The organism is Salmonella sp. SA15303, assembly GCF_029962125.1.
In the GTDB taxonomy this organism is placed as follows: Bacteria; Pseudomonadota; Gammaproteobacteria; order Enterobacterales; family Enterobacteriaceae; genus Salmonella; species Salmonella enterica.
In genome coordinates, this window is record NZ_CP123924.1 from 297,462 (window position 1) to 316,509 (window position 19,048).

The following is a 19,048-nucleotide window of genomic DNA, read 5'->3' on the forward strand; positions in this document are numbered from 1 at the left end:
AAAACGAACCTTTAACTTGCCGGTAATGGGGAAATTTCAGATTTATCTGCCAGCTTTTTCAGCAACATATTCAGTAGAACGCCGTACATCGGCAGGAAGAAAATAATGCTGATGAGCACCTTAAAGCAATAATCCACCAGCGCAATTTCCATCCAGTGCCCGGCCATAAAGGCATCGGGGCTTCGCCAGAACGCAATGAAGAAAAAGGCAAGGGTATCGCTGATATTGCCAAATAGCGTTGAAGCGGTCGGCGCCAGCCACCAGCGACGATTTTGGCGCAGGCGGTTAAACACATGGACATCAAGGATCTGTCCCAGCGCGTAGGCCATAAAGCTGGCGGCGGCGATACGGGCGACAAACAGATTAAAGTTCGCCAGCGCGGCGAAACCTTGCCAGGCGCCCATATAGAACAGCGATGACACCACATATGACACCAGCAGCGCAGGGATCATGACGGCGAAGATAATGCGGCGCGCCAGCGGTGCGCCAAAAATACGCACGGTAAGATCGGTGGCGAGAAAAATAAAAGGAAAACTAAACGCGCCCCAGGTCGTGTGGAAACCAAAAATAGTGATGGGGAGCTGCACCAGATAGTTACTGGAAATGATCACCAGTAAATGGAATAGCGATAGCCAGAACAACGCTTTTATGCGCTGTGATTGTGTAAACGGAGTCATATTGTGACCTTTTTGTTGGATGGGGTGAGGGAACCCAATAAAGAACCGCCGCATAATACTGTTTTGCGCTGGCATTGCAATGGCTAATTTTCACGCAATCGTTAACCTGCCTGGCTTACTGACGAAGATGGGCGTAAAATATCGCCGTTTTTCTACCATTGAGACGAAGATGAGCGATCTGTTTTCCTCCCCTGACCATACGCTTGACGCCCTGGGGCTGCGTTGCCCTGAACCGGTAATGATGGTGCGCAAAACGGTGCGCAACATGCAAACTGGCGAAACATTGCTGATTATCGCCGACGATCCGGCGACGACGCGTGATATTCCGGGGTTCTGTACCTTTATGGAACACGATTTGCTGGCGCAAGAGACGGAGGGTCTGCCGTACCGTTATTTATTGCGTAAAGCGCATTAACTGCACGGCAGATACTATTCTGATTAGAAGCTTTCCCAGTTCGCCTGTTCTGCGGCGGGCTGTGGCGTTAAACCTTTGCTTAACGTCGTTGGCGACGCCTCCCGACGAGGCTGTTTCTGGATGCGGAACGCGGCGACCGCCTGACGAAGTTCGTTAGCCTGATCTTCCAGCGCCGCCGCCGCTGCTGCGGATTCTTCTACCAGCGAGGCGTTTTGCTGCGTCACGCTGTCCATTTCCGATACCGCCTGCGCCACCTGCTCAATGCCTTTGCTTTGCTCATCGGAGGCAGAGGCGATTTCGCCCATAATATCGGTCACGCGGGTCACGGCGTTGACGATCTCTTTCATGGTTTCTCCCGCTTCGCGTACCTGCGTAGAGCCGGTATCAATGCGCGACACGGAGTTTTCAATCAGTACTTTGATCTCTTTGGCGGCCTGCGCGCTACGGCTGGCCAACGTGCGTACCTCTCCGGCCACGACCGCGAATCCTCGCCCCTGTTCGCCGGCGCGGGCGGCTTCTACCGCGGCGTTCAGCGCCAGGATATTAGTCTGGAAGGCGATACCGTCAATCACGCTGGTGATGTCCACAATTTTTTCCGAGCTTTCGGCGATATCGTTCATGGTGCTCACTACGTTATCCACCACGCGTCCTCCTTTACGCGCGGTTTCTGATGCGGTTTTCGCCAGACCCGTCGCCTGTCGTGCGTTATCGGTGTTTTGCCGTACCGTGGCGGTTAACTGTTCCATGCTGGCGGCGGTCTCCTCCAGCGCCGAGGCCTGCTGTTCGGTACGGGAAGAGAGGTCGCTGCTGCCGGCGGAAATTTCGCCTGCGCCAGTATAGATAGAGTCTGCGTTATCGCGCACCGCGCTGACGGTACGGATTAACGACTGCTGCATCGTTTTGAGACCGGCGGCCAGTTGGCCCATTTCACTGCGTCCTTCAGCCTCTATCTCATGGGTAAGATCGCCGTCGGCGATCGTTTGAATGTGCGCCATAATCCGTTGCAGCGGGCGGAGTAGAACGCGTTGCAGCCCCAGCCAGATAAACGCCAGCACGATGAGTACGATAAGTAGAATTATCCCCAGCGTCCATTGCATCTGGGTAAAGCTGCTCTGATTCTGATCGCTGGCTAATTTTATTAATTGCGCATTTTGAGAGAGCCACTGGTCATATACCTGCTCCATGTCATCCTGCGCTTTTTGCGCGTCAAGGTTGCCATAGGCGGCGTAATTATCGGCTTTAAGATAGTGGATAGACTGCTGCAAAACGTCATACATCTGCTTAAAGCTGGCTTCGGCCTGGGCATCCAACGCCGGATCTTTGCCCGCGATCGCTTCGGAGTTCACGTAGTTGTTGAAATGTTTTTCCGCTTCGTTGAGCGACGCGCCAGCGTTGGTTAACAGCGTGTTCATGGCGTCCAGTGAGGCGGGATCGCGCTGATTTTTTAACATGCGTATCGCCACGCGGTTAATGGTGACGCGGGTTTCGATCAATGTCTGAAAACTGCCGCCCAGTTCCTGTTGTTGGTAACTCAGTGCGCTCGCATTCTGGAAATTCAGCCGATCGCTGCTGACGGCGGAATAAAACAGTATTCCTGTCACCAGCAATAAGGCGCTAAATATGCCCAGCGTCGCGATAACGCCGGTGATGACTTTGATATTTTTCATAGTGCCTAACATTCCTTATTTTGTAGACGGTATGATCAATATCGGTTGGATAAAAATTAACCTTACATCAAATCACGCTATTTCTGATTAATGGTTTGATAAGTAATAGAAAATAAATAATTTTCGCGTGAATAATATGAACAAAGAAAGGAATATCGCGGGATAACCCGGCGACACGACGCCGCCGGGCGGGAGAAGATTAGTTTTTACGCAGCAAACGTAGCGCGTTGGCGGTCACCAATACCGTGGCTCCCGTATCCGCCAGGATTGCCAGCCATAGCCCGGTAAAACCCAGTAGCGTCGTCACCAGGAAAATAGCTTTCAGCCCCAGCGCAATGGTGATGTTCTGCCGGATATTCGCGTGGGTAGCGCGCGCCAGCGTAATCATCTGCGCTAACCCGCGCAGACGGTTATGAGTAAGGGCGGCGTCAGCCGTTTCCAGCGCGACGTCAGTACCGCTGCCCATCGCAATTCCGATACTGGCGGCTTTCATCGCGGGCGCATCGTTAATGCCGTCGCCCACCATGGCCAGCGGCGCTTGTTGGTTAAGGGCGGTGACTGCCCGCACCTTGTCTTCCGGCAGTAGCCCGGCTTTAAACGCCAGATCCAGCTCGCCGGCAATCGCTGCCGCCGCCCGTGGGTTATCGCCAGTCAGAATCACGCCGTTAACGCCTAACTGATGCAGATCGCGGATGGCGTCGCGCGCATCGTCACGCAACGTATCCTGGAGGGCGAGGACGCCAACAACGGTCTCGTTACGCAGCACCAGAACCACCGTCTGCCCGGCGTTTTCCAGTTCGCTAATTTGCCCGGCAAACGCTGCCGCAGGCTGTTTTCCCGCCGCGCAAATCAGAATACGTTCGCCGTTAACCTGCGCTTCAATCCCGGTGCCAGCCAGCGTTCGCTGCGATTCCGCCGTCGGGATCGCCAGATCGCGTGTCTGCGCTTCGCGGACAATAGCCTGTGCCAGCGGGTGCGTAGCGCCTTGTTCTACGGCTGCCGCCAGCGCCAACAGTTCAGCTTCGCTGATACCGCTTGCCGGATGAATCGCCGTCACCCGTGGTTTACCAATGGTCAACGTACCGGTTTTATCAAAGGCGACCTGCGTGATACGGCCCAGTTGCTCCAGCGCTGCGCCGCCTTTAATCAATGCGCCGCGCCGTGCCGCCGCCGCCAGCCCGGAGGTAATGGCCGCGGGCGTGGAGATCACCAGCGCGCACGGGCAACCGATGAGCAGCAGCGTCAGCCCTTTATAAATCCACTCCTGCCAGCCGCCATCGAACATCAGCGGCGGAATAAGCGTCACCAGCAGCGCGATGACCATAATGACTGGCGTATAGATGCGGCTGAAACGGTCAATAAACCGCTCAATGGGCGCACGGCGCTCTTCCGCCTCTTCAATCAGCGTCAGGATACGGTCAATCGCGCTGGCGCCAGGTTCAGATAGCACCTCCAGGGTGACGAGACGGTCAACGCTGGTCGCGCCTGCCGGGACTTTGTCGCCCGTTGCGCGCTCCACCGGGATAGACTCGCCGGTGAGCGCGCTTTCATCAAAGCTGGCGAAACCGGAAACCAGTTTACCGTCGGCGGGTAAACGCCCCCCGGCGGCGACTTCGATAATATCGCCCGGTCGCAGGGTATTAATAGCGACCTCTTCCCGTACGCCGTCGCGCAGACGGGTCGCCGTTTCCGGTTTAAGCGCCATTAACGCGCTGACGCCTTTACGGGCGCGGCTGGCGGCCCATCCTTCCAGGCGCTCGCCGATGAGGAACAGCAGCAATACCATTGCCGCCTCCGCCGTCGCGCCAATAAACAGCGCGCCAATGGCGGCGACGCTCATCAGCGTTTCAATAGCGAACCAACTGCCGCTTTTCATCAGTCGCAGCGCCTGGCGGGCAATAGGATACAGACCGACCAGGGTGGTGGCGATAAAGGCCAGTTGGCCGAACGGGTGGTTAAATTGCTCCAGCCCCCAGCTTATCGCCATCATAATGATCAGCGTAATAAGCGGCAGGTTCTCTTTAAGACGAGATTCAGGTGCGGCGTCGCGCGAATCTTCACTACGCAAGGTATAACCCGCCTTCTGTACGGCGTGTTCAATTTGCGCGCGAAGGTCGGCGTCGGCATCGACCACTAACTTTTCGGTGGCGAACAGCACTTGCGCCTGGTTGACGCCGCGAATTTGGCGTACCGCATTCTCCACTTTTCGGGCGCAGGCGGCGCAGTCCATGCCGGAGATTTTCCAGGTATAGCGCGTGCCTGCCATGGCAGTAGAAACAGGCGCGCTGGACGCGCAATGTTCTTCGCAGCAGCAGCTATCGGCCTTCTGTATTGCCGGGGCTAATCTGAAGGAGGTAAAGGGCGGGACTTTTTTGCCATCGGTATCAGGGGTCGACATAACGTCCTCCGGTTGATGATAATTTTCTCATTAACCGGAGGATACACTCTGGAGTCGACTCCAGAGTCAAGCGCTATTATTTACAGGTACAGCGAGCGAACAATCAGGAAGTGTCCTGCAAAGTAGCAGGCGGCGGCAATCGCGTTATCCGCCCGGAAACGGCGGCGGTAATGGCTACCCAGCCAGACGATATTGCCGATGAACAGCAGCGTCGCGCCGGTAAAGGCCGAAAGGGCTGGCGCCGTTGGGCGGAAGAACCACAGTTCGCCCGCCAGCCAGACCATGACCAGCGTCATGGCGATAAAAGTACATACCGGCCAGCGTAGCTCCTCCAGTCGCGTCCAGATAACGGCGATAAGCAACGCGCCGACTATCAGTAACGCCAGCGGCAGCGGCCAGAAGAACGACAACGTCATTTGGCTGGCAAAGTAAATGGTGTAGAGCAGATGCGATAAGAAAAATGCCCCGACGGCGTACAGCAGGCGTTGACGCGGTAAGAGCGTTAACGCATCGCCGACCAGCGAGGCGCACAGTCCGGCCAACACAAGATAACTGATGGCGTCAAACATCGGCGCTTGCCAGGCCAGTAACAGCAACAGTAATAACGTGACGGGCTTAAAAACCCAGCGTTGCCAGGCTGGCCCGCGATAGGAGGCGTCCACATACAGCCATGCGGACAGGCAGACAGCGATAAACGACCAAAGCATCTTAATTCCTTGAATTCGTTATTTTTTCGCAAACGGTATGCTTGCGGCTCTATTATTCAGTGTAGAGGCCGTGACGGTCAGATGACAACACTATAACGGGCAGGGTATGCTTATTTCCGCATTTTCTGACAGGTTAACAGTATGAGTAAGCCACCGCTTTTCTTCATTATAATCATTGCATTAATCGTAGTTGCCGCGTCGTTCCGCTTCGTTCAGCAACGGCGGGAAAAAGCCGCTAATGAGGCGGCGCCGTTACAGCAAAAGCAGGTCGTGGTCAGCAATAAACGGGAGAAGCCGGTTAATGACCGACGCTCTCGCCAGCAGGAAGTGATCCCGGCGGGAACCAGTATGCGCTATGAGGTCAGTTTTAAGCCGCTCAATGGCGGTCTGGAAAAAACGTTCCGTTTACAAGCGCAGCAGTACCACGCTTTGACGGTGGGCGATCAAGGTACGCTGAGCTATAAGGGAACGCGGTTCGTCGGGTTTGTTAGCCGTACCCCGGATAACGAATAAACCGTCATCCGGCAGCAAACGTTATTTTTTGTTCTTAAACTTCTTCTGCCAGACCAGCAGCTCAAACACGCCGAACAGGAAAATGCGGATTTTCTCTCCCGTCGTCATCTGCGGACCCGCTTTCGGTATCGTTGATTTCAGCAGCGCCAGTTGCATACCGTGCATCAGCGCCATGAACACCAACGCCACGTTGACGAAGATATTGAGCGGGCGCGGGAAGGGATGCACCAGATTAAGAATCAAAAATGCCCACACGAAGAGCATTAATAAGCGGCCCAGATTAATCAACATCATTTTCTCCTTGCGCGTCGCGCTGATACAGACGATAAGCGACCTGTCCGGCCACCTTTTCTCGATACAATGTCCAGTTCGCCGGAACGGGCGGCAGACCGTTTTCCACCTCGCTTTCTACGTAGATTAGCGCGTCGTCGGCCAGCCATCCCTGGGTTTCCAGCAATTGTAACGTCTCTTCCAGCAGCCCTTTACGAAACGGCGGGTCGACAAAGACGACGTGATGCGGCGTCCCCGGCTGGCTGAGGAAGGTCAGAGTATTGGTATTGACGACGCGAGCATTGTTGGCTTTCAGCGTCGCCAGATTTTTTTGCAACTGCTGCGATACGGCGCGATCCATTTCCAGTAACGTTGCCTGGGCCGCATAACGTGATAGCGCTTCCAGACCCAGCGCGCCGCTGCCGGCAAAGCAATCCAGACAATGGGCGTCTACCATTACCGGAGCCAGCCAGTTAAATAACGTTTCGCGCACGCGATCGGTGGTGGGACGCAGACCCGGGCTGTCCGGAACCGGTAATTTACGGCCACGCCATTGCCCGCCAATAATGCGGATTTGGCCGCTGCCAGAGTGAGTCGGTTTTTTCATTTCTCTTGCTCGAACCGCCTGTTGCAAGTTATTCCAGGCGGTGATGTGAATTAAGTTAAGTGATAGACTATTTCATCATTTTTTTAGCTTCCATGTATATAGCGCCGCGAGGGGTGTAGTCGCAGATGGCAAAACAGAAAAAACGTGGCTTCTTTTCCTGGTTGGGCTTCGGTGATAAAGAGCAGAAGCAGGAACAGACCGAAGAACAGCAGATTGTTGAGGAACAACGACCGGTTGAGCCCCCTGTTGAAACGGCGGCAGACGTAGACGCGCAAACGCCCGCGCACAGCAAAGCAGAAACAGAAGCCTTTGCGGAAGAGGTGGTGGACGTTACTGAGAAAGTTCAGGAGAGCGAAAAACCGCAGCCGGTAGAGCCGGAGCCCGCGGCGGCCATTGAGACGGCAGCGCCGCAGATCGCAGTGGAACGCGAGGAATTGCCGCTGCCGGAAGAGGTCAAAGACGAGGCTATCTCGCCGGAAGAGTGGCAGGCCGAAGCGGAAACCGTAGAGGTCATTGCCGCGGTAGAAGAAGAGGGCGAAAACGCGGCGAAATTCACCGACGAAGAGCTGGAAGCGCAGGCGCTGGCCGCTCAGGCGGCGGAAGAGGCGGTGATGGTTGTTCCGCCGGCGGAAGAAGACGCGCCGGTGGAAGCGATCGTTCAGGAACAGGAAAAACCGACTAAAGAAGGTTTCTTTGCCCGCCTGAAACGCAGTCTGCTGAAAACCAAAGAAAATCTCGGTTCCGGATTTATCAGTCTGTTCCGCGGCAAGAAAATCGACGATGATTTGTTCGAGGAGCTGGAAGAGCAGTTGCTCATCGCTGATGTCGGGGTGGAAACCACGCGTAAGATTATCGCTAATCTGACGGAAGGCGCCAGCCGCAAACAGCTTAAAGATGCCGAGGCGCTGTATGGTCTGTTGAAAGACGAGATGGGCGAGATTCTGGCGAAGGTAGACGAACCGCTTAATATTGAAGGTAAAACGCCTTTTGTTATTCTGATGGTTGGCGTGAACGGCGTGGGTAAAACCACCACTATCGGTAAACTGGCGCGCCAGTTTGAGCAGCAGGGTAAATCAGTGATGCTGGCGGCGGGGGATACTTTCCGCGCGGCGGCGGTCGAACAGCTACAGGTCTGGGGACAGCGTAACAATATTCCGGTTATCGCCCAGCATACCGGCGCGGACTCCGCCTCGGTGATTTTTGACGCTATCCAGGCCGCGAAGGCGCGTAATGTGGATGTGTTAATTGCCGATACGGCAGGGCGTCTGCAGAACAAGTCGCACCTGATGGAAGAGCTGAAAAAAATCGTTCGCGTCATGAAAAAGCTGGACGAAGAAGCGCCACATGAAGTTATGCTGACCATTGACGCCAGCACCGGACAGAACGCGGTAAGCCAGGCCAAACTGTTCCATGAAGCGGTAGGCTTAACCGGTATTACCCTGACCAAGCTGGACGGTACGGCGAAAGGCGGGGTGATTTTCTCGGTAGCTGACCAGTTTGGCATTCCTATCCGTTACATTGGCGTGGGCGAACGTATCGAGGATTTGCGTCCGTTTAAGGCGGACGATTTTATTGAGGCACTTTTTGCCCGAGAGGATTAACAATGATTCGCTTTGAACATGTCAGCAAGGCCTATCTCGGCGGGAGACAAGCGCTGCAGGGAGTGACATTCCATATGCGGCCAGGCGAGATGGCGTTTCTGACCGGCCACTCCGGCGCGGGGAAAAGTACCCTGCTGAAGCTAATCTGTGGGATTGAGCGGCCCAGCGCCGGCAAAATCTTCTTCAGCGGGCATGATATTACGCGCTTGAAAAACCGCGAAGTGCCGTTTTTGCGCCGCCAGATTGGGATGATTTTCCAGGATCACCATCTGCTGATGGATCGCACGGTCTATGACAATGTGGCGATACCGTTAATCATTGCCGGCGCCAGCGGCGATGATATCCGTCGTCGTGTGTCGGCGGCGCTGGATAAGGTTGGACTACTGGACAAAGCGAGAAACTTCCCGATTCAACTCTCCGGAGGCGAACAGCAGCGCGTGGGCATCGCCCGCGCGGTGGTCAATAAGCCAGCGGTATTGCTGGCGGATGAACCGACCGGGAACCTGGACGACGCGTTGTCGGAAGGGATTTTACGTCTGTTTGAAGAGTTTAACCGCGTAGGGGTGACGGTACTGATGGCTACGCACGATATTGGACTTATCTCCCGTCGTTCCTATAGGCAGCTCGTCCTGAGCGATGGACATCTGCATGGAGGCCTGGCCAATGAATAGGCGCGACGCGATTAACCAAATCAGGCAGTTCGGCGGACGGCTGGATCGACTGCGTAAGTCTCGCGGCGGAACAGGCGGCGGGCGCAACGCGCCAGGACGCCAGAAGCCGACGCCGAAACCGAACTCACGTAAAACGAACGTCTTTAATGAGCAGGTGCGCTATGCCTGGCACGGCGCGCTGCAAGATCTGAAAAGCAAACCGCTGGCGACGTTTCTGACGGTGATGGTGATCGCCATCTCCCTGACGCTGCCCAGCGTCTGTTACATGGTCTATAAGAACGTCAACCAGGCGGCGACTCAGTATTATCCGTCGCCGCAGATCACCGTTTATCTGCAAAAAACGCTGGATGATGACGCGGCGGCGCGGGTTGTTGGGCAGCTTCAGGCCGAGCAGGGCGTTGAGAAGGTCAACTACCTGTCCCGTGAGGACGCGCTGGGAGAATTCCGCAACTGGTCGGGTTTTGGCGGCGCGCTGGATATGCTGGAAGAGAACCCGCTACCGGCGGTGGCGGTGGTGATCCCCAAGCTGGACTTTCAAAGTACCGCCTCGCTTAATACGCTGCGCGACCGTATCTCGCAGATTAACGGCATTGACGAAGTCCGCATGGATGATAGCTGGTTTGCGCGCCTGGCGGCGCTCACCGGGCTGGTGGGCCGCGTATCGGCGATGATCGGCGTGCTGATGGTCGCGGCGGTCTTCCTCGTTATCGGCAACAGCGTGCGCCTGAGCATTTTTGCCCGTCGCGACACCATTAACGTGCAAAAGCTGATTGGCGCGACCGATGGCTTTATCCTGCGTCCGTTCCTCTATGGCGGCGCGTTGCTCGGTTTTTCCGGCGCGTTTCTGTCACTGATATTGTCTGAAATTTTGGTGATGCGTTTATCATCGGCGGTGACTGAAGTGGCGCAGGTCTTCGGCACGAAGTTTGATCTCAATGGCTTATCGTTCGATGAGTGCCTGTTGCTGCTGCTGGTCTGTTCCATGATTGGCTGGATCGCCGCCTGGCTGGCCACGGTGCAACATTTACGTCACTTTACTCCCGATTGATAAAATCGTGGTATAATCTTTCCCTGCAATGGGCTTCCGTTCGCAGGGAAAGAGTCCCTGTTGTCTCTTCCCCGCGCGTCATCTTTATGTCACAAGATTTGTGCAAATTATGCACAGTGTTACATTGAACTTGTGGATAAAATCACTGTCTGATAAAAGAGTGGGTGATATTCTCGTTGCTCATCGGCTTTGGCACGGTTGTTGCTCGCTGACGGTGCCAGGCAATACTGATTGAGAGGATTTGAATGACCAAAGAAATGCAAAATTTAGCTTTAGCCCCTGTTGGCAACCTGGAATCTTATATCCGGGCGGCGAACGCGTGGCCGATGTTATCGGCTGACGAGGAGCGGGCATTGGCTGAAAGGCTGCATTACCAGGGCGATCTGGAAGCAGCTAAAACGCTGATCCTGTCTCACCTGCGCTTTGTTGTTCATATTGCTCGTAACTATGCGGGCTATGGTCTGCCGCAGGCGGATTTGATCCAGGAAGGCAACATCGGCCTGATGAAAGCCGTACGTCGTTTTAACCCGGAAGTAGGCGTGCGCCTGGTTTCTTTCGCCGTACACTGGATTAAAGCAGAAATTCACGAATACGTGCTGCGTAACTGGCGTATCGTTAAAGTTGCAACCACGAAAGCGCAGCGTAAGCTGTTCTTTAATCTGCGTAAAACCAAGCAGCGTCTGGGCTGGTTTAATCAGGATGAGGTTGAAATGGTGGCGCGCGAACTGGGTGTTTCCAGTAAAGACGTGCGTGAGATGGAGTCGCGTATGGCGGCGCAGGACATGACGTTTGACATGTCTTCGGACGATGAGTCCGACAGCCAGCCAATGGCGCCGGTGCTGTATCTGCAGGATAAATCGTCTAACTTTGCCGACGGCATTGAAGACGATAACTGGGAAGAGCAGGCCGCCAACCGACTGACCGACGCGATGCAGGGGCTCGACGAGCGTAGCCAGGATATTATCCGCGCTCGCTGGCTGGACGAAGACAATAAGTCTACGTTGCAGGAGCTGGCCGATCGTTACGGCGTCTCCGCTGAGCGTGTGCGCCAGCTTGAAAAGAACGCCATGAAAAAGCTTCGCGCTGCGATCGAAGCGTAATCTTCGCGAATTGCCAATGAACCCTCGAATGTGAATTCGGGGGTTTTGTTTTTTGTAGGCTGGATAAGGCGTTTACGCTGCCATCCGGCAATACGTTTGCCCGATGGCGCTTCGCTTATCGGGCCTACGGACCCTTCCTCTCCCCCACCGACACAAATCTGTTATCTGGATGTAAATTTAGCTATTCCAAAATAATAAAAATCGGGTATGTTTTAGCAGAGTATGCTGCTAAAGCACGGGTAGCTAGCCAATAATCGAAATAAAGTGCTGAACAATGACACCACAACACACGTAACAACCAGAATAATGGGGATTATCAGGATGAATATGAAGGGTAAAACGTTATTGGCAGGATGTATCGCCCTGTCATTAAGCCATATGGCATTCGCCGACGACATTAAAGTCGCGGTTGTCGGCGCGATGTCCGGTCCGGTGGCGCAGTATGGCGACCAGGAATTTACCGGTGCGGAGCAGGCAATTGCCGATATCAATGCGAAAGGCGGTATTAAAGGCGATAAGCTCGTCGCGGTGAAATATGACGACGCCTGCGACCCGAAACAGGCGGTAGCTGTCGCTAACAAAGTGGTGAACGACGGCATCAAGTATGTTATCGGTCACTTATGTTCCTCTTCCACACAGCCAGCGTCTGATATCTACGAAGACGAAGGCATCCTGATGATAACCCCGGCGGCGACCGCGCCGGAGCTGACCGCGCGCGGCTATAAGCTGGTTTTGCGCACCACCGGTCTGGACTCTGACCAGGGGCCAACGGCGGCAAAGTATATTCTGGAGAAGGTAAAACCGCAGCGCATCGCGATTATCCACGATAAGCAGCAGTACGGCGAAGGGCTGGCGCGCGCGGTGCAGGACGGTCTGAAGAAAGGCGGCGTTAACGTCGTATTCTTTGACGGCATCACCGCTGGCGAAAAAGATTTCTCCACTCTGGTTGCGCGCCTGAAGAAAGAGAATATCGACTTTGTCTACTACGGCGGTTATCACCCGGAAATGGGGCAGATTTTGCGCCAGTCCCGCGCCGCAGGGCTGAAAACCCAGTTTATGGGGCCGGAAGGGGTGGCGAACGTGTCGCTGTCTAACATCGCCGGAGAGTCAGCGGAAGGCTTACTGGTCACCAAACCGAAGAACTACGACCAGGTCCCGGCGAACAAACCGATTGTGGATGCCATCAAAGCCAAGAAACAAGATCCTAGCGGCGCATTCGTGTGGACCACCTACGCCGCGCTGCAATCGTTGCAGGCGGGCCTGAACCACTCCGACGATCCGGCGGAAATCGCCAAATACCTGAAAGGCGCCACGGTCGACACCGTAATGGGACCGCTGTCGTGGGATGAGAAAGGCGATCTGAAAGGATTTGAGTTCGGCGTGTTTGACTGGCATGCGAATGGTACGGCGACAGACGCTAAGTGATTTTCTGGCGCCTTTCGCGCTGCAGGTGCGTTGGCTACGTTATTCAACCCCGGTCACTTACTTATGTAAGCTCCCGGGGATTTCATAACTTGCCGCCTGCCTGCAACGCGAAATTCTTGGAAAATTGCGAGGTGGTTTTTATCTTTTCTCCCGGCATGTAGGCCGGATAAGCGTCAGCGCCATCCGGCTTTCTTTTAGCGCTTCTCCCAGCCGTCATGCTGGGCGGTAAAACCTAACGCCTGCATAAACGCGGCCATCACGCTGCGGTCTTCAACACCGACATCCGCCATCCACCACGACGAGACGTTGGGATTATCGCGGATGACTTCTTCTACCAGGTATTGCCCGACGCCGCGGCGACGGGTGATTTCACGCACGCGTAAGGAATCCAGCGCGCCCTGCGTTCCGCTCAGCGTCACTCTTACGGCGCCCAACAAACGCTCATTAAACCGCGCGGCATAAATCCGGTGCGTTTCATCTACGCTTAATGAGGAGGCGGAATATTCCGGCCAGATTTTGCCCAGATCGATCTGATCCTGAGCGCTAAAGTGTTCTAAACGAAGAATGGTCAGCTTCATCGACGGCTTGTCCCGATTTCAAAAGATGCGATCAGTGTACCGAAACAGGCAGGCCAGATGCTTTCTCTTTTTTGTGTCATTTACCAGGTTATTAATTTTTTAACAACGATAATTACAGTTTGAAGCATTAGAGAATGGAAAACAGGCAGCATAATTCCCTGAATGCTAGTGAATTATTCCGCTTAATATGCCGTTATTTTATGCTGACAAGCATGCTTTTTTTTGTTTATCTATAGCGAAAAGCAGAATATTATCTTTTCTTAATAGACTGAAAAATAGAGATTTTAATCTTATTATGCTTTAAATGCTGCGCTAACTCATTAATGAGTCAGTAAAAAGCGCACCATTTATAAAAAGTACAGTCTGCTTTTTAACCAGCAAAAAACAAAACATATAACATCACGAATGGGGATACAGGCACATGAAACGGAAAGCGAAAACAATAATCGCAGGGATTGTTGCATTAGCAGTCTCGCAGGGGGCAATGGCAGATGATATTAAAGTCGCCATAGTCGGGGCGATGTCCGGCCCGGTAGCGCAATGGGGCGATATGGAATTTAACGGCGCGCGCCAGGCCATTAAAGACATCAACGCGAAAGGCGGGATTAAAGGCGATAAGCTGGTCGGCGTAGAGTACGATGATGCCTGCGATCCAAAACAGGCGGTGGCGGTGGCCAACAAAATCGTTAACGACGGTATTCAGTACGTTATTGGTCACTTGTGTTCTTCTTCTACTCAGCCAGCATCCGATATCTATGAAGATGAAGGTATTCTGATGATCTCCCCGGGGGCGACTAACCCGGAGCTGACCCAGCGCGGCTATCAGTACATTATGCGTACCGCCGGCCTGGACTCCTCCCAGGGGCCAACAGCCGCGAAATACATCCTGGAAACGGTGAAACCGCAGCGCATCGCTATCATTCACGATAAACAGCAATACGGCGAAGGACTGGCGCGCTCCGTGCAGGATGGCCTGAAGCAGGGCAATGCCAATATTGTCTTTTTTGATGGTATTACCGCTGGCGAAAAAGATTTCTCCGCCCTGATTGCCCGCTTGCAAAAAGAGAATATCGACTTTGTGTATTACGGCGGCTACTACCCGGAAATGGGGCAGATGCTACGCCAGGCGCGGGCTAATGGCCTGAAAACGCAATTTATGGGGCCGGAAGGCGTAGGTAACGCGTCGCTGTCCAATATTGCGGGCGGTGCGGCGGAAGGCATGTTGGTGACGATGCCAAAACGTTATGACCAGGACCCGGCGAATAAAGCGATTGTCGAAGCGCTGAAAGCCGACAAGAAAGATCCCAGCGGTCCGTACGTCTGGATCACCTACGCCGCCGTCCAGTCACTGGCGACCGCAATGACGCGTAGCGCCAGCCATGCTCCGCTGGATCTGGTGAAAGATCTTAAAGCTAACGGGGCTGATACCGTTATTGGGCCGCTGAAATGGGATGAAAAAGGCGATCTTAAGGGATTTGAATTTGGCGTCTTCCAGTGGCACGCCGACGGCTCGTCAACCGTCGCGAAGTAATGCCAGAAGATAAGTTATCCCACCGCCCGCACGCCGGGCGGGTTTAAAAAGGTTACCTTATGTCCGAGCAGTTTCTCTATTTCTTGCAGCAGATGTTTAACGGCGTCACGCTGGGGAGCACCTACGCGCTGATTGCTATCGGTTATACGATGGTGTACGGCATTATCGGCATGATCAACTTCGCTCATGGCGAGGTGTATATGATCGGCAGCTACGTCTCTTTTATGATCATCGCCGCGCTAATGATGATGGGAATAGACACCAGTTGGCTCCTGGTGGCCGCTGGATTTATCGGTGCGATTATTATTGCCAGCGCCTACGGCTGGAGTATCGAGCGAGTCGCTTACCGGCCCGTGCGCAACTCCAAGCGCCTGATTGCCCTGATTTCCGCCATCGGGATGTCCATCTTCCTGCAAAACTACGTCAGCCTGACGGAAGGTTCGCGCGACGTGGCGTTACCCAGCCTGTTTAACGGCCAGTGGATTGTGGGCAGCAGCGAAAACTTTTCCGCGTCCATCACCACCATGCAGGCGGTTATCTGGATAGTCACCTTTCTGGCTATGCTGGCGCTCACCATTTTCATTCGCTACTCCCGGATGGGCCGCGCCTGCCGCGCCTGCGCGGAGGATCTGAAAATGGCCAGCCTGCTCGGCATTAATACCGACCGCGTCATTGCGCTAACGTTTGTTATCGGCGCGGCAATGGCGGCGGTGGCGGGCGTGCTGCTCGGTCAGTTCTATGGCGTAATTAACCCCTACATCGGTTTTATGGCCGGGATGAAAGCGTTCACCGCGGCGGTGCTGGGCGGGATTGGCAGCATTCCGGGCGCGATGATCGGCGGTCTGATTTTGGGCGTCGCCGAAGCGCTCTCGTCTGCATATTTAAGTACCGAATATAAAGATGTCGTATCGTTCGCTCTGCTGATTCTGGTACTGCTGGTGATGCCGACCGGTATCCTGGGGCGTCCGGAGGTAGAGAAAGTATGAAACCGATGCATATTGCGATGGCTCTGTTCTCTGCGGCGATGTTCTTCGTTCTGGCTGGCGTCTTCATGGGCGTACAACTGGAGCTGGACGGCACCAAACTGGTGGTGGATACCGCCGCCGACATCCGCTGGCAGTGGATCTTTATCGGTACGGCAGTGGTTTTTTTCTTTCAGTTGCTGCGTCCGATGTTCCAGAAAGCGGTGAAGCACGTCTCCGGACCGAAGTTTATTCTGCCGGCGATCGATGGCTCTACCGTTAAGCAAAAGCTGTTTCTGATGGCGCTGCTGGTTATCGCCGTGGCATGGCCGTTTATGGTGTCGCGCGGTAGCGTCGATATCGCCACCATGACCATGATTTATATCATCCTCGGTCTGGGGCTGAACGTGGTGGTGGGGCTGTCCGGTCTGCTGGTATTGGGCTACGGCGGCTTTTACGCCATCGGCGCTTATACCTTTGCGCTGCTCAACCACTATTATGGTTTGGGTTTCTGGACCTGCCTGCCGCTGGCGGGACTGGTCTCCGCCGCTGCTGGTTTCCTGCTCGGCTTCCCGGTACTGCGTCTGCGCGGCGACTATCTGGCGATTGTGACGCTCGGCTTCGGCGAAATCGTCCGTATCCTGCTGCTCAACAACACTGAAATTACCGGCGGCCCGAACGGCATCAGCCAGATCCCGAAACCGACGCTGTTTGGTCTGGAGTTTAGCCGCAGCACCCGCGAAGGCGGCTGGGATACCTTCAGCAATTTCTTTGGCGTGAAGTACGACCCATCCGACCGGGTCATTTTCCTCTATCTGGTGGCCCTGTTGCTGGTGGTCCTGTCGCTGTTTGTCATTAACCGCCTGCTGCGTATGCCGCTGGGCCGGGCGTGGGAAGCGTTGCGTGAAGATGAGATCGCCTGTCGCTCATTAGGTTTAAGCCCGACGCGCATCAAGCTGACCGCTTTTACTATCAGCGCCGCGTTTGCCGGTTTCGCCGGGACGTTGTTTGCCGCCCGCCAGGGCTTTGTCAGCCCGGAATCCTTCACTTTCGCCGAATCCGCCTTCGTGCTGGCGATTGTGGTGCTGGGCGGAATGGGCTCGCAGTTTGCGGTGATCCTGGCGGCGGTTCTGCTGGTGGTGTCGCGCGAGTTGATGCGCGACTTCAACGAATACAGCATGTTGATGCTCGGCGGTTTGATGGTGTTGATGATGATCTGGCGCCCGCAGGGATTGCTGCCGATGACGCGTCCGCAGTTGAAGCTGAAAAGTGGTCAGGCGAAAGGAGAGCAGGCATGAGTCAGCCATTATTAGCGGTTAACGGCCTGATGATGCGCTTTGGCGGTTTGCTGGCGGTCAACAATGTATCGCTGGAATTGCGTGAGCGGGAAATTGTGTCGCTGATTGGCCCTAACGGCGCGGGTAAAACGACGGTGTTTAACTGCCTGACCGGTTTTTATAAGCCGACAGGCGGTACGATCACGTTGCGCGAGCGGCATCTGGAAGGATTGCCGGGCCAGCAGATCGCCCGCATGGGCGTGGTACGCACTTTCCAGCATGTGCGCCTGTTTCGCGAAATGACGGTGATTGAAAATCTGCTGGTGGCGCAGCACCAGCAACTGAAAACGGGCCTCTTTTCCGGCCTGTTGAAAACGCCCGCTTTCCGCCGCGCGCAAAGCGAAGCGCTGGACCGCGCGGCGACCTGGCTTGAGCGTATTGGCCTGCTGGAACATGCCAACCGCCAGGCCAGTAATCTGGCCTACGGCGACCAGCGCCGGCTGGAGATTGCCCGCTGCATGGTGACGCAGCCAGAAATTCTGATGCTCGACGAACCGGCGGCTGGCCTTAACCCGAAAGAGACCAAAGAGCTGGATGAGCTGATTGCCGAACTACGTAACCATCACAACACCACTATCTTGCTGATTGAACACGATATGAAGCTGGTGATGGGCATTTCCGATCGCATTTACGTGGTGAACCAGGGCACGCCGCTGGCGAACGGCACGCCGGAAGAGATCCGCAACAACCCGGACGTCATCCGCGCTTATCTGGGTGAGGCATAAGATGGAAAAAACGATGTTAACGTTTGAAAAAGTCAGCGCCCACTACGGCAAGATTCAGGCGCTGCACGACGTCAGTCTGCACATCAACCAGGGGGAAATCGTTACCCTGATTGGCGCTAACGGCGCGGGGAAAACGACGCTGCTTGGCACCTTGTGCGGCGATCCGCGCGCCTCCAGCGGACGGGTGGTGTTTGACGGTAAAGACATAACCGACTGGCAGACGGCGAAAATCATGCGTGAAGCGGTGGCGATAGTGCCGGAAGGGCGGCGCGTCTTCTCGCGGATGACGGTAGAAGAGAACCTGGCGATGGGCGGTTTTTTTGCCGAGCGCGATCGGTTTCAGGAGCGTATCAAATGGGTGTACGAGCTGTTTCCGCGCCTGCATGAGCGCCGTATCCAGCGAGCGGGCACCATGTCCGGCGGCGAACAGCAGATGCTGGCGATTGGCCGCGCGCTGATGAGCCAGCCGAGGCTATTGCTGCTGGATGAACCGTCGCTGGGGCTGGCGCCGATCATCATCCAGCAGATCTTCGACACCATTGAGCAGTTGCGCGAGCAGGGTATGACCATCTTCCTTGTCGAGCAGAACGCCAACCAGGCGCTGAAGCTCGCCGACCGCGGTTATGTGCTGGAAAACGGCCACGTGGTGCTATCCGATACCGGTGATGCACTGCTGGCGAACGAAGCGGTGCGCAGCGCCTATCTGGGCGGTTAGACTGTGCCAGGGGGGAAGCGCGTGCGCCGCCCCCGGTAACGGCAAGCGGTAAAATTTTTCAAAAGAGCCTGATGGCTCTTTTTTTGTACATGTTTGTTGTA

At 55.1% G+C, this 19,048-nt stretch carries 20 protein-coding genes; 12 read left to right on the top strand and 8 right to left on the bottom strand.

Annotated features, from left to right (window positions below; all coding sequences use genetic code 11):
• Nucleotides 1-11: 11 nt before the first annotated feature.
• On the bottom strand, nucleotides 12-677 hold the full coding sequence (locus QEN31_RS01355) for a 7-cyano-7-deazaguanine/7-aminomethyl-7-deazaguanine transporter (protein ID WP_000187489.1): 666 nt from the start codon (nucleotides 675-677) through the stop codon (nucleotides 12-14).
• A 169-nt stretch (nucleotides 678-846) separates the two neighbouring features.
• Between QEN31_RS01355 and tusA the strand changes: the two genes are divergently transcribed.
• Nucleotides 847-1,092: a sulfurtransferase TusA gene (tusA, locus tag QEN31_RS01360; RefSeq protein ID WP_001541054.1), complete on the top strand. Its 246-nt coding sequence runs from the start codon at nucleotides 847-849 to the stop codon at nucleotides 1,090-1,092.
• A gap of 23 nt (nucleotides 1,093-1,115) precedes the next feature.
• Here the strand turns inward: tusA and tcp are convergent, their stop codons facing one another.
• The 3 genes from tcp to QEN31_RS01375 form a co-directional block, all read right to left on the bottom strand.
• Nucleotides 1,116-2,759 carry a methyl-accepting chemotaxis citrate transducer gene (gene tcp / locus QEN31_RS01365; RefSeq protein ID WP_000789683.1) on the bottom strand — a complete coding sequence of 548 codons (1,644 nt, stop codon included), beginning with the start codon at nucleotides 2,757-2,759 and terminating at the stop codon, nucleotides 1,116-1,118.
• A gap of 199 nt (nucleotides 2,760-2,958) precedes the next feature.
• Nucleotides 2,959-5,157 carry a Zn(II)/Cd(II)/Pb(II) translocating P-type ATPase ZntA gene (zntA, locus tag QEN31_RS01370; RefSeq protein ID WP_000106641.1) on the bottom strand — a complete coding sequence of 733 codons (2,199 nt, stop codon included), beginning with the start codon at nucleotides 5,155-5,157 and terminating at the stop codon, nucleotides 2,959-2,961.
• Nucleotides 5,158-5,237: 80 nt separating this feature from the next.
• Nucleotides 5,238-5,864, bottom strand: a complete 627-nt coding sequence (locus tag QEN31_RS01375) for a lysoplasmalogenase (RefSeq protein WP_000964735.1) — start codon at nucleotides 5,862-5,864, stop codon at nucleotides 5,238-5,240.
• Nucleotides 5,865-6,005: 141 nt separating this feature from the next.
• Between QEN31_RS01375 and QEN31_RS01380 the strand changes: the two genes are divergently transcribed.
• Nucleotides 6,006-6,377 (top strand): DUF2500 domain-containing protein, encoded by a 372-nt coding sequence (locus QEN31_RS01380; protein WP_000042853.1) that lies wholly within the window; start codon nucleotides 6,006-6,008, stop codon nucleotides 6,375-6,377.
• Between the two features lie 21 nt (nucleotides 6,378-6,398).
• On the opposite strand, the gene QEN31_RS01385 is transcribed toward QEN31_RS01380, so the two are convergent.
• Entirely contained in the window at nucleotides 6,399-6,668 is a 270-nt protein-coding gene (locus QEN31_RS01385; protein ID WP_000906757.1) for a DUF1145 family protein, read from the bottom strand.
• Complete coding sequence (gene rsmD / locus QEN31_RS01390) at nucleotides 6,658-7,254, bottom strand: 16S rRNA (guanine(966)-N(2))-methyltransferase (protein ID WP_099949594.1); 597 nt, start codon at nucleotides 7,252-7,254, stop codon at nucleotides 6,658-6,660. The genes QEN31_RS01385 and rsmD overlap by 11 nt, the downstream gene beginning before the upstream one ends.
• Before the next feature lie 125 nt (nucleotides 7,255-7,379).
• Between rsmD and ftsY the strand changes: the two genes are divergently transcribed.
• The 5 genes from ftsY to livJ all read left to right on the top strand — a co-directional run bounded on the left by ftsY (nucleotide 7,380) and on the right by livJ (nucleotide 13,099).
• Complete coding sequence (gene ftsY / locus QEN31_RS01395) at nucleotides 7,380-8,855, top strand: signal recognition particle-docking protein FtsY (RefSeq protein WP_001118686.1); 1,476 nt, start codon at nucleotides 7,380-7,382, stop codon at nucleotides 8,853-8,855.
• Between the two features lie 2 nt (nucleotides 8,856-8,857).
• Complete coding sequence (gene ftsE / locus QEN31_RS01400; RefSeq protein ID WP_000617729.1) at nucleotides 8,858-9,526, top strand: cell division ATP-binding protein FtsE; 669 nt, start codon at nucleotides 8,858-8,860, stop codon at nucleotides 9,524-9,526.
• Nucleotides 9,519-10,574: a permease-like cell division protein FtsX gene (gene ftsX, locus QEN31_RS01405; RefSeq protein ID WP_001081707.1), complete on the top strand. Its 1,056-nt coding sequence runs from the start codon at nucleotides 9,519-9,521 to the stop codon at nucleotides 10,572-10,574. Before ftsE ends, ftsX begins: the two co-directional genes overlap by 8 nt.
• Before the next feature lie 245 nt (nucleotides 10,575-10,819).
• Nucleotides 10,820-11,674 carry an RNA polymerase sigma factor RpoH gene (gene rpoH / locus QEN31_RS01410; RefSeq protein ID WP_000159621.1) on the top strand — a complete coding sequence of 285 codons (855 nt, stop codon included), beginning with the start codon at nucleotides 10,820-10,822 and terminating at the stop codon, nucleotides 11,672-11,674.
• A 321-nt stretch (nucleotides 11,675-11,995) separates the two neighbouring features.
• The gene (livJ, locus tag QEN31_RS01415; RefSeq protein ID WP_001521443.1) at nucleotides 11,996-13,099 is read left to right on the top strand and encodes a branched chain amino acid ABC transporter substrate-binding protein LivJ; all 1,104 of its coding nucleotides are present in this window, start codon (nucleotides 11,996-11,998) and stop codon (nucleotides 13,097-13,099) included.
• Nucleotides 13,100-13,181: 82 nt separating this feature from the next.
• Here livJ and QEN31_RS01420 read toward each other — a convergent pair whose 3' ends face one another.
• Entirely contained in the window at nucleotides 13,182-13,316 is a 135-nt protein-coding gene (locus tag QEN31_RS01420) for a hypothetical protein (RefSeq protein WP_001517957.1), read from the bottom strand.
• A complete protein-coding gene (gene panM, locus QEN31_RS01425) occupies nucleotides 13,294-13,677 on the bottom strand; it encodes an aspartate 1-decarboxylase autocleavage activator PanM (protein WP_000778873.1) in 384 nt (127 codons plus the stop codon). Before panM ends, QEN31_RS01420 begins: the two co-directional genes overlap by 23 nt.
• A 421-nt stretch (nucleotides 13,678-14,098) precedes the next feature.
• On the opposite strand from panM, the gene livK reads away from it, so the two are divergent.
• From livK to livF, 5 genes are read left to right on the top strand one after another with little or no spacing between them, the layout of a single operon-like run.
• Nucleotides 14,099-15,208 (top strand): high-affinity branched-chain amino acid ABC transporter substrate-binding protein LivK, encoded by a 1,110-nt coding sequence (gene livK, locus QEN31_RS01430; protein WP_000822976.1) that lies wholly within the window; start codon nucleotides 14,099-14,101, stop codon nucleotides 15,206-15,208.
• A gap of 59 nt (nucleotides 15,209-15,267) precedes the next feature.
• Nucleotides 15,268-16,194 carry a high-affinity branched-chain amino acid ABC transporter permease LivH gene (livH, locus tag QEN31_RS01435; RefSeq protein ID WP_000003007.1) on the top strand — a complete coding sequence of 309 codons (927 nt, stop codon included), beginning with the start codon at nucleotides 15,268-15,270 and terminating at the stop codon, nucleotides 16,192-16,194.
• Entirely contained in the window at nucleotides 16,191-17,468 is a 1,278-nt protein-coding gene (gene livM, locus QEN31_RS01440) for a branched chain amino acid ABC transporter permease LivM (RefSeq protein WP_000803766.1), read from the top strand. Before livH ends, livM begins: the two co-directional genes overlap by 4 nt.
• Entirely contained in the window at nucleotides 17,465-18,232 is a 768-nt protein-coding gene (gene livG / locus QEN31_RS01445) for a high-affinity branched-chain amino acid ABC transporter ATP-binding protein LivG (RefSeq protein ID WP_000082083.1), read from the top strand. The genes livM and livG overlap by 4 nt, the downstream gene beginning before the upstream one ends.
• 1 nt (nucleotide 18,233) lies before the next feature.
• On the top strand, nucleotides 18,234-18,947 hold the full coding sequence (livF, locus tag QEN31_RS01450) for a high-affinity branched-chain amino acid ABC transporter ATP-binding protein LivF (RefSeq protein WP_000416114.1): 714 nt from the start codon (nucleotides 18,234-18,236) through the stop codon (nucleotides 18,945-18,947).
• The last annotated feature ends 101 nt before the right edge of the window (nucleotides 18,948-19,048 follow it).

Bases quoted from the DNA above. Each gene is read 5' to 3' on its own strand.
- QEN31_RS01355 (WP_000187489.1), bottom strand. From the start codon at position 677: ATGACTCCGTTTACACAATCACAGCGCATAAAAGCGTTGTTCTGGCTA.
- tusA (WP_001541054.1), top strand. From the start codon at position 847: ATGAGCGATCTGTTTTCCTCCCCTGACCATACGCTTGACGCCCTGGGG.
- tcp (WP_000789683.1), bottom strand. From the start codon at position 2,759: ATGAAAAATATCAAAGTCATCACCGGCGTTATCGCGACGCTGGGCATA.
- zntA (WP_000106641.1), bottom strand. From the start codon at position 5,157: ATGTCGACCCCTGATACCGATGGCAAAAAAGTCCCGCCCTTTACCTCC.
- QEN31_RS01375 (WP_000964735.1), bottom strand. From the start codon at position 5,864: ATGCTTTGGTCGTTTATCGCTGTCTGCCTGTCCGCATGGCTGTATGTG.
- QEN31_RS01380 (WP_000042853.1), top strand. From the start codon at position 6,006: ATGAGTAAGCCACCGCTTTTCTTCATTATAATCATTGCATTAATCGTA.
- QEN31_RS01385 (WP_000906757.1), bottom strand. From the start codon at position 6,668: ATGTTGATTAATCTGGGCCGCTTATTAATGCTCTTCGTGTGGGCATTT.
- rsmD (WP_099949594.1), bottom strand. From the start codon at position 7,254: ATGAAAAAACCGACTCACTCTGGCAGCGGCCAAATCCGCATTATTGGC.
- ftsY (WP_001118686.1), top strand. From the start codon at position 7,380: ATGGCAAAACAGAAAAAACGTGGCTTCTTTTCCTGGTTGGGCTTCGGT.
- ftsE (WP_000617729.1), top strand. From the start codon at position 8,858: ATGATTCGCTTTGAACATGTCAGCAAGGCCTATCTCGGCGGGAGACAA.
- ftsX (WP_001081707.1), top strand. From the start codon at position 9,519: ATGAATAGGCGCGACGCGATTAACCAAATCAGGCAGTTCGGCGGACGG.
- rpoH (WP_000159621.1), top strand. From the start codon at position 10,820: ATGACCAAAGAAATGCAAAATTTAGCTTTAGCCCCTGTTGGCAACCTG.
- livJ (WP_001521443.1), top strand. From the start codon at position 11,996: ATGAATATGAAGGGTAAAACGTTATTGGCAGGATGTATCGCCCTGTCA.
- QEN31_RS01420 (WP_001517957.1), bottom strand. From the start codon at position 13,316: ATGACGGCTGGGAGAAGCGCTAAAAGAAAGCCGGATGGCGCTGACGCT.
- panM (WP_000778873.1), bottom strand. From the start codon at position 13,677: ATGAAGCTGACCATTCTTCGTTTAGAACACTTTAGCGCTCAGGATCAG.
- livK (WP_000822976.1), top strand. From the start codon at position 14,099: ATGAAACGGAAAGCGAAAACAATAATCGCAGGGATTGTTGCATTAGCA.
- livH (WP_000003007.1), top strand. From the start codon at position 15,268: ATGTCCGAGCAGTTTCTCTATTTCTTGCAGCAGATGTTTAACGGCGTC.
- livM (WP_000803766.1), top strand. From the start codon at position 16,191: ATGAAACCGATGCATATTGCGATGGCTCTGTTCTCTGCGGCGATGTTC.
- livG (WP_000082083.1), top strand. From the start codon at position 17,465: ATGAGTCAGCCATTATTAGCGGTTAACGGCCTGATGATGCGCTTTGGC.
- livF (WP_000416114.1), top strand. From the start codon at position 18,234: ATGGAAAAAACGATGTTAACGTTTGAAAAAGTCAGCGCCCACTACGGC.